This window comes from Microcoleus sp. Pol12B4 (assembly GCF_036701385.1).
In the GTDB taxonomy this organism is placed as follows: Bacteria; Cyanobacteriota; Cyanobacteriia; order Cyanobacteriales; family Microcoleaceae; genus Microcoleus.
In genome coordinates this window covers 1-6815 of sequence record NZ_JAUBQR010000290.1, presented here as the reverse complement: position 1 = coordinate 6815, position 6815 = coordinate 1, and the positions used below count along the sequence as shown (strand labels likewise).

Annotated in this window: 1 protein-coding gene, 1 rRNA gene and 1 pseudogene; 1 reads left to right on the top strand and 2 read right to left on the bottom strand. The window is 43.3% G+C overall.

Features of this window, described 5'->3' with window-relative positions; genetic code table 11:
* Positions 1-109: ribosomal RNA gene (locus QUA38_RS26445) — 23S ribosomal RNA — on the top strand; the annotation flags it as partial.
* 460 nt (positions 110-569) lie between these two features.
* On the opposite strand, the pseudogene QUA38_RS26440 reads toward QUA38_RS26445, so the two are convergent.
* Positions 570-1275: pseudogene (locus QUA38_RS26440) on the bottom strand (IS1 family transposase).
* A gap of 976 nt (positions 1276-2251) precedes the next feature.
* Positions 2252-6815: AAA family ATPase (locus QUA38_RS26435; RefSeq protein WP_333167145.1), on the bottom strand; the 4564-nt coding region annotated here is incomplete at its 5' end.

The window sequence follows — 6815 nt, the reverse complement described above, 5'->3', positions numbered from 1 at the left end:
ATGGAGTTATCCAGTAAGGTCACGGGCAGAACACCCGTTGATAGGCGTTAAGTGGAAGTCCTGAGAGGGATGAAGCTGAGGCGTACTAATAGACCGAGGGCTTGACCTCTCTTTTGACATGGTGATGATGATGACTTAATTCTGTGCAGTCTTCAGGGTTTTTCTACCTTACAACTTTTCCCTAGACTCTCTGACTCAGTGCCACCACTCTTTATCCTTTGTTGCCTGTTAAACCATCCAGTCCCCAAGATAGCTCCATTTCTGGAATAAGCTCCATTTCTGGAATAACTTTTCAAGCAAACTTCCTGACTGGGTCAAAATAATAGTCACAAGGTTTATAATCAATGACCTCGCCTTCGAGCCTCTCTAACAGCATGGGGGGTGCTGAATTAAGGAATGAAGATCGCGGGTACAGTGGCATCACTACACTTGAGGTAATGAATTAATCTGTCGGGGCGACAAGTTGCCTATAATGCTGATTTAATAAGTGGCGTTGCTGAATTGATGTATGATGTAGCGATCGAGATCCAAAAACATTATTCAAAACAGGATGGAATCTTTAGCTACATTTAATAGTTAGCAGGATATGGGGTGGGAACATCCCAGAACTTGAGATAGTGAATTAGTAATCTAACTGAATGTGCTAGCATTTCTTTTGACGCGAGAATAGCAAAGTGTCTTACGATGAAGTCGAGCTTGCATAGTGTCTAAGCCTTGTATTTTCTCCCTCTACTCTAGTCATATAAGTTTTACAGATAATCTGGTCTCCATCTGGAATAAATATCGGATAGACTGGCCATCCATCCGTGACATAAAAGTAGCATTTCCAGCTACCGACTAGTTCCCATAATGGCTGAAAAGTTTTTGCACTATGGTCGCCCATTACCCATCCTAAGATTCCTGGTTGAAAGTGATTGACCGCCGTCGCTCGCCAGATTTTGTTTTTTTTGAGCCGACAAATGTTTCCAACTCATCCAGTTCCCCCACCTCGGGAATTATTTCTGAATCCTAGGCATTTGGGAGCAATTCTCCTACCTGCTTAACCCAATTAATAATACTAGTGTGATGGACTCCTTTAACTCTCTCAATTGCCCTAAAACCCATGCCATTGACATACATTTTTAGACACTCTCTTTTAACTTCCTGTGCATACCCTTGATGGGATTGATAGGAATCTATGAATTGCCTACCACAATCAACACATATATGATTCTGTTTACCTGCTTTATGCCCATTCTTATTAATACGAGTTGACTTGCATTCAGGACATTCGATTGACTCTAATTTGCTGTTCATTGTTTTTCGTCAACTTTGCTCTCGATCGCTATATCATACATCAATTCAGCAACGCCTAATAAGTCTCATAGCTCTCAAGCGTTGTTGATAATTAGGTAGTTTGTGTGGGGACAAAGACATTAATTCAACAACAACCAGCCAATTACTAGATTAAATCGACCCATGATTCACCCCACAGTCCAATATAAAAAGTGCTATGTCTAGCATATTTTCTGTGACTTTCTGTTTTTCTACCTAGATATTCTTGAACTTGCTTTGACTTAATATCTATCCCTTGGATTATGCTAATGATAGCAAAATTAATAATTTACTCAATCGGTTGCCCGTTAAATTAGTCCTTTCCAAGTTATATCCTCAGCTCTTAAACCCACATTCCGCACCCCAACTGTCACATGGGGTGCGGGCGGGCAGTAAATTCCGTGGGATAGTCTAGCGCGAACCGCTCGATACAGTATAAATACTTAAAAATCGATCTGCCAGACAAAAGAACTTGTTTATTTGGCTTTGTATTAAACAATACTCCGGACAGTTTTTGGAACGATACTACAAGCTTACGCGGGGCAAGGAGCATAAAAAAGTCGAATTAAATGTAAGTCAGGGGTGGAGCTGACATTGATTTAATTATCCACAGTGGCTCAAAGCCAAGCAAGCATAAGCCATTGGGCTATATAAAAACTGTCCGAACTATTGTAAGTATACACTTTTATTGGTCGAGTTTGAGGAAAATAGAACTACGAGAGTCGCAACAGACCGACTCTACCGCTTTTATGATTTTTCACTTTTAAACAGAAAAATGGCGCTCTATCAAAATAGTCTTAGGGAGCATCTCAATGAAAGCAACCCAGCTATAAATTGAAATTTTGAGGCAGGAGAGAGGAGGCAGGAGGCAGGAGAAAAGAAGAAGAAGGAAGGAGCCAGAAGAAGTGTTTTTACTAATATAAGATCCTCCCTATTCTTATCCTTTCATCGGCAATGATATCGTAAACTCCGTCCCTTCTCCTAATACAGAATTTACCTCGATTGTACCGCCGTGTTTCTCAACCACAATCTGCCGTGCGATCGCCAATCCCAATCCCGTGCCTTTACCCACACCTTTAGTTGTAAATAAGTGGTCAAAAATCTGACCTTTTATCTCATCTGATATGCCTGGCCCGTTGTCAGAAATGCGAATCGTCACCCACTCCTTAGACTTCATTTCTGTCCGAATTGTGATGCAATTGGCTGGGGCTTTAGTCTTCTCTAAACTCTGTTCCCGATTTGATTCTTCCAGTGCATCAACGGCATTGGCTAATATATTCATAAACACCTGATTTAATTGTCCGGGGAAGCAATCCACTGAGGGCAAGTTCCCGTACTCTTTCACAACTTCAATCGCTGGACGCTGTTCGTTCGCTTTCAATCTGTGTTTGAGAATCAAAATCGTACTGTTAATTCCGTCATGAATATTGAAAGGAACTTTGTAATCTTTGTCGGAGCGGGAGAAGGTACGAAGACTGGTGCTGATACCTTGAATGCGATCGCACCCGATTTGCATAGAATTTAACATTTTTGGTAAATCTTCTAAGAGATATTCGATGTCAAGTTCTTCTGCTATTTGCTCGATCTCATCTCCAGGATGGGGAAATTTTTCTTGGTAGACTTGCAGGTATTTAGTCAGATCTTTGACGGCGGCGATCGCTTCATGAATATTGCCAGAAATAAATCCAACGGGATTATTAATTTCATGGGCAACCCCGGCTACTAAATTCCCCAAAGCCGACATTTTTTCGCTCTGCACTAATTGCAGTTGAGATTGTTCCACCTGGTGGGCGTATTCCTGGGCTTGCTGATACAATCGCGCATTTTCTAGGGAAATGGCAGCCTGAGTGCAGAGGAAGTTGAGGATGAGGAGACGATCGCGAGTAAACACTCCTTTTGTCGAGCTATGTTCCAGATAAAGTATCGCAACTAAGTTCCCGCGATCGAGAATTGGAGTACATAGCATACTTTGAGAGTGATACTGGAGCGTACAGTCATTCATTAAACCCGGAATATCGGTCTTGCCACCTTCAATAAGCACAGTTTCCAGGGTGTGTTTGACATAATAAACCAGCTTGAGCGGAATCACCGCCGAGCCATTTAGAGGTTGGGTTTGCAGCAGGGTTGTGGGTAACTGGTTATCTAGATTAATGTGAGTTATTGCCCGGATTTGCCATTCCTTCTGATGGGGGAGTAGCAAAGCACAAGTTTCTGCTCCCGAAGTTTTTAAAATAATTTGGTTGAGGGTGTCGAGCAATTCATCAAGCTGAATTTTACTGGATAAAGCTTGAGCAGCTTGCACAATAGATGCGAAATCAAGGGCATCGGAAATACTGGTGCTGCTATTACTGGAAGTCTGCGAAGAGTGGCTAATCGTTGCCAGCGTCTCTAGAGGATTAAAGCGAAGTTTGGGCTGATTCAGGATAGGCTGAAGTAAATGGGGATAGCGTTTTTCTAAGTCTTCAACCTTAGCTAGTGCACCCCAACGGGCATAACAGTAATACGCCTCCTGCATATAGCTGGCAGCGACTTTTTCTTTGCCCCATTCCCAGTAGAATTTAGCCGCGAGTTCGTTGGCTAATCCTTCCTCTTGGATATAACCGTTTTCCTTAGCTCCTTGAATTGCTAGATCGTAAAATTCTAAAGCTTCTGTTTTGCGAGCAAGAACGCGATTTTTTTGGGCTTCAACTAAATGATATTTGTGCAAGTAATTCATGGGGCCATAATCTGCCCAATCTTTTAGCTTGGCTTGATTTTCTTCCACTCGCTGCCATCGCTGCTCTGACTGGGACATCGATTCCGACCCAGTGGCCAGCACGTTCAGAGAATCATAGAAGTAGAAGATGGGTTCAACAATACTTCCCATCCCTCCAGCCAAATACTGTCGCGTTTGAGCAGCATCGTGTTCTGCTTTAGCAAAGTCTTCCAACCAGTAATTCAATGTGAATCGATACAAGTAGAAGAAGGATAGTCGGTAAAAATCGACTTTTGCCTGAGCCAGGACTTTTTCTTCATAGGCATCCTGGCGTAAAGGAATCTCGTCCTCTGACTGACCCAAGAGAATTTGAGCCGCCTGCCAGTACGCCAACACACAGTTTGCTGCTGTGACTTGGTGGAGGTCGCACAACTGTTGGTAATAGGCGCGAATTTGCGGTTCGAGTTCAGTGAGCGGTTGACCGTACCAATAAGCATTGAAACAGTACAACTGGGCGTCGTAGCCCATAAATTCTAGATTGCCTGTTTCTAATCCAGCTTGATAGCCATCGAGAAGAATGGGCAGCGTTTCTTGCAGATGGATCGTCCAAGAACCAACATATGCCCCCATTAACATGGCGGTTGCGGCTCGAATGTTTTTGGCATCGGGTTCTAAGGAGAGTTGGTATCCTAATTGCCCAAACTGAGGCACCATTGTCATATCGCCCCACAGCATCCTCAGTTGGAAGGCGTAACCCACGTAGCAAAAAGCGGAAACCGGACTATTGCCGAATTGGATGGACAACTTAACCTGGAGTGCCACCACCAGAAAATAAAGCTTGGTGCCGGACATATAACAGACGGGTGTCAGCCGAGCCGCATTTTGCATAATGGCTAATTGCTGAGGGTCACTCATTTTCGGCAGATGAAAGAATGATTCAATAGAGCGACCTTCAATTAAGGCATCAATTTCTTGCTTCAACTGCCGAATATCGTCTAGGGTTGGTTCATTTGGTAGGTTTACTCCTAACATTTGGAAGACTGATTGACCGATCGCGATCGCCTCGACAAATTTATTGTGGGCGACCAATGCCTGGATTTTGACTTGGTAAACTTGCACCTGTTCTAAAGGTGTTTTCGCATGATGAATCACCGCTTCAATCCACTTGTGCATCTGCTCAAAATCGCCCGCCAAGAAAGCCACCTCGGCAGCTAAGTCGTGCAGGGATAGGGTCATTTCGTAATGCCGTTCCCAAGCGTCTGTTCCCAGCAGTTGCAGTCCCACTGTGGCATATTCGCGGGCGGCTTGATATGCGGTGGCGGCTCTGGCTTTGTGGCAAGCAGTGAAGTTGAGTTGGGCGAGTTCCTCCCTTTCCTGTTGTTCTACAACCAGTATGGTTCCGTAGTTCAACTGGTTGACTAATTCAAAAATGCGTTCTTCTCTGGCTTCTGCTGAAATTTGTTGCAGGAGTAATTGCCCGATTTGATAATGAGCGATCGCGCGTTCTTTTTCCGGAATCAAAGAATAAGCAGCTTGCTGGACGCGATCGTGCAAGAAGCGATAGACAACTGTTTGAGAAGTAGATCGATCGATATTGTCTTCTTCCCCTACATAAAATTTATAAATCTCACTCTGAGGTAAAACAAAACCTTCCTGTAAAGTTTTCCACAAAGCCGTTGCGGTTGCCGTCTCCGAGATTTCCGAAACAATTGCTAATGTTGTCAGATCGAACTGATTGCCAATGCAAGCGGCTAATTTTAAAACATCCTGAGTTTCAACGGGCAATTTCTGTAACTGCTGCGCCATGAATTCAACTACATCATCCGTCAGTGCTGCTTCTGTAATTTTGCTAATATCGCACTGCCAATATCCTGCTTGAATATCAAAAACAATCAATTTATCTTGATGCAATGCCTTGATAAACTGCGTCGCAAAAAATGGGTTCCCTTTTGTCTTCTGATACACCAATTCCGTCAGCGGTTCTGCTAACCTAGGAGAACAAGTCAACGTATCTGCTACTAATTGATTCAAACTGGTTCTAGCGAGAGGTGCCAGTGTGATCGTATTGACAATTGCCCCTATTTTCGTGACTTCATCTAAAGTCAAAATTAAGGGATGGGCAGCGGAAACTTCATTGTCTCGATAGGCTCCAATTAGTAGCAGGTGACTGGACAGGGATTCACTTATGAGCAATTGCATCAACTTTAAAGATGCTGAATCTGCCCATTGTAAGTCATCCAGAAACATCACTAAGGGATGCTCTTTGGTGGTGAAGACAGAAATAAATTTTTGAAATAGTAAATTAAACAGATTTTGAGCAGCTATCCCTGATAATTCTGGACCTGCAGGTTGTTGTCCGATAATCCGTTCTAGCTCGGGAATAACTTCAATAATGACTTGTCCGTTGTCACCTATGGCTGCTAAAATTTTGGTTTTCCATGCTTGGATATGGATATCGCTTTCACTGAGCAATTGTGTCATTAAATCGCGGAATGCTTGCACAAATGCCGAAAAGGGAATATTGCGATTAAACTGGTCAAATTTTCCTTTTATGAAATAGCCATGCTGTCGGACAATTGGTTTGTGAACTTCATTGACGACAACGGTTTTTCCGATGCCGGAAAAGCCTGCAACCAGCATCATTTCGCTGTTGCCTTGTGCTACTCGTTCAAATGCTTCTAAAAGTTGCTGTATTTCTCGTTCCCGACCGTAAAGTTTTTCTGGAATCAGGAAGCGATCGCATATATCCCGCGTTCCTAACTCAAAAGTTTCAATCTTTCCAGTTTCTTGGCACTGCTGCCAACAC